Genomic DNA, 1,705 nt, shown 5'->3' with positions numbered 1-1,705 from the left:
CCCCCCCCCCCCCCCCCCCCCCCCCCCCCCCCCCCCCCCCCCCCCCCCCCCCCCCCCCCCCCCCCCCCCCCCACGGCTGTGTCGTGCGTGCTGCGCGCCGCCGTGGGAAGCGCGGGATGGGCCTACCAGGCCTCGCTGTACTTCCCGGCCGCACGGCCCTCCTCCGAGGGGAGGAGCACCCACAGGGCCAGGTAGACGAGGAACTGCGGGCCGGGCAGCAGACACGAGAGCACGAAGAGCACCCGCATCGTGGTGGGGGTCGTACCGAAGCGCTGTGCCAGGCCCGCGCACACTCCGGCGATCTTCCTGTTGTTACGGGGGCGGACCAGTGCGGCGGCCATGGTTCACGACTCCTTGTCGCATCGAGATGCCGGTCCCACGCAGGCCATGGGGCGGCCCGAGCTGTTGGCTCGCGGGGCGTTTGCCCGATGCTTCAAAGGTAGGTCCGCGAACCGGACAGGGCGTCGGCCTGCGGTGCGATACCGACCCTGGGGATCGTCGGGGTCGGCCCCCGGGTCCCGTACTCCCGGCGGCGGAGCCGGGACCGGACCCCTGGTACTACGGCCAGGTGCGTCAGTACTACGCCGAGGGTGTTGAGCAGCGCGGAGTCGATGTCGGGGACCCGGCCGGGTACCCCGGTCTGCAGCAGCTCGATCATGAGCGCGATCATCGCTGAGGCAAAGACCGTCCGCGTCAGGGAGCCCAGCGGAGAAACGTTCAGGCGCCCGGCGGCGAGTGGCAGCAGGACCCCCAGAGGAGCCAGCAGCAGCACCGGGCCGGCCAGCGCCTGCAGCGCCTCCCACGGGCCGTGCGCCAGCTCGGCCCGGATCGTGGCGAGCGGCCGGAGATTCCCGGCGGGCACCCAGGGCACCGTCCGGGGACGCAGCGTGAGCCAGCCGACGATCAGCAGATGCACCACAAGGAGCACGAGTCCCGTGGCGCGCATACGGGGGGCGGCCGTGCCGCCTGGGCCATGACGCTGCACACAGGCCATGACGTCACCGGCGGCGGCCGTGGTTCCGTTCCGCGGCCATCGGCTGCCGGAGGCGCCGGAGCCGGCCGCCGGAGCGCGCCGGGACACGGCCCGGCGCGCGGGTCAGCCGTCGGCGTCCGGCGCGCCGGTGGCGGGCAGCGGCCGCCCCCAGCTCGCGTGCTGCGCGATGTCGGGGTGGGCGAGCATCTCGGCGGAGCAGTCGTAGCGCTGGGGGCGGTCGCCGCCCGGTCCGCCGAGCACCACCGAGCGGCCCTCGCCGAGCGCCGTGCTCTCGCCGTACGTGCACACGATCTGTGCGAGCGCGAACGACGGCAGGTCATCGGGCCCGGTACTCAGCCGCAGTGTGTCGCCCGGATCCGACCCCGCCGGCCCGCTCACCTCAAGAGTGCGGGGCACCGAACTGCTGAACCCGGCCTCCTCCTCGGCGGTGGAGGGCTGCTCCTGCAACTCGTCCAGGAGCGTACGGGCCGTCCGCAGCCGGTCCCCGGTGCCCTTCTTGGGCAGCGAGGCGTTGCGCTCGACCTTCACCAGCGCCGAGCCGCACACCAGATAGATCTTGACCGGGACGCCGTCGGGCGCGGCGGGCGCCCCCGCGGGCACCTTGCAGCTCACCCGGGACGGCGCGCCCCCGGCGTCCACGGGCACGGACGTGCCGCGGATGCCGCAGCCCGCGGCCACCAGCGCCAGCGCGGCCAGCGCGGCGGCCCGGCG

Annotated in this window: 3 protein-coding genes; all 3 read right to left on the bottom strand. The window is 75.1% G+C overall.

Annotated features, from left to right (window positions below; translation table 11 throughout):
• Positions 1 to 122: 122 nt before the first annotated feature.
• Entirely contained in the window at positions 123 to 341 is a 219-nt protein-coding gene (locus AC4IJH_RS43475; RefSeq protein WP_490857557.1) for a PspC domain-containing protein, read from the bottom strand.
• Between the two features lie 92 nt (positions 342 to 433).
• A complete protein-coding gene (locus tag AC4IJH_RS43470; RefSeq protein ID WP_490857556.1) occupies positions 434 to 946 on the bottom strand; it encodes a VanZ family protein in 513 nt (170 codons plus the stop codon).
• A 150-nt stretch (positions 947 to 1,096) separates the two neighbouring features.
• On the bottom strand, positions 1,097 to 1,705 hold a 609-nt coding region (locus AC4IJH_RS43465; RefSeq protein WP_490857555.1), incomplete at its 5' end, for a hypothetical protein.

Source organism: Streptomyces sp. UF-297 (genome assembly GCF_058245575.1).
This window is presented reverse-complemented; position numbering and strand designations above follow the sequence as displayed.

What these genes read in the sequence shown, in the direction of transcription:
- AC4IJH_RS43475 (WP_490857557.1), bottom strand. Translation starts at nt 341, where the DNA reads ATGGCCGCCGCACTGGTCCGCCCCCGTAACAACAGGAAGATCGCCGGA.
- AC4IJH_RS43470 (WP_490857556.1), bottom strand. Translation starts at nt 946, where the DNA reads ATGCGCGCCACGGGACTCGTGCTCCTTGTGGTGCATCTGCTGATCGTC.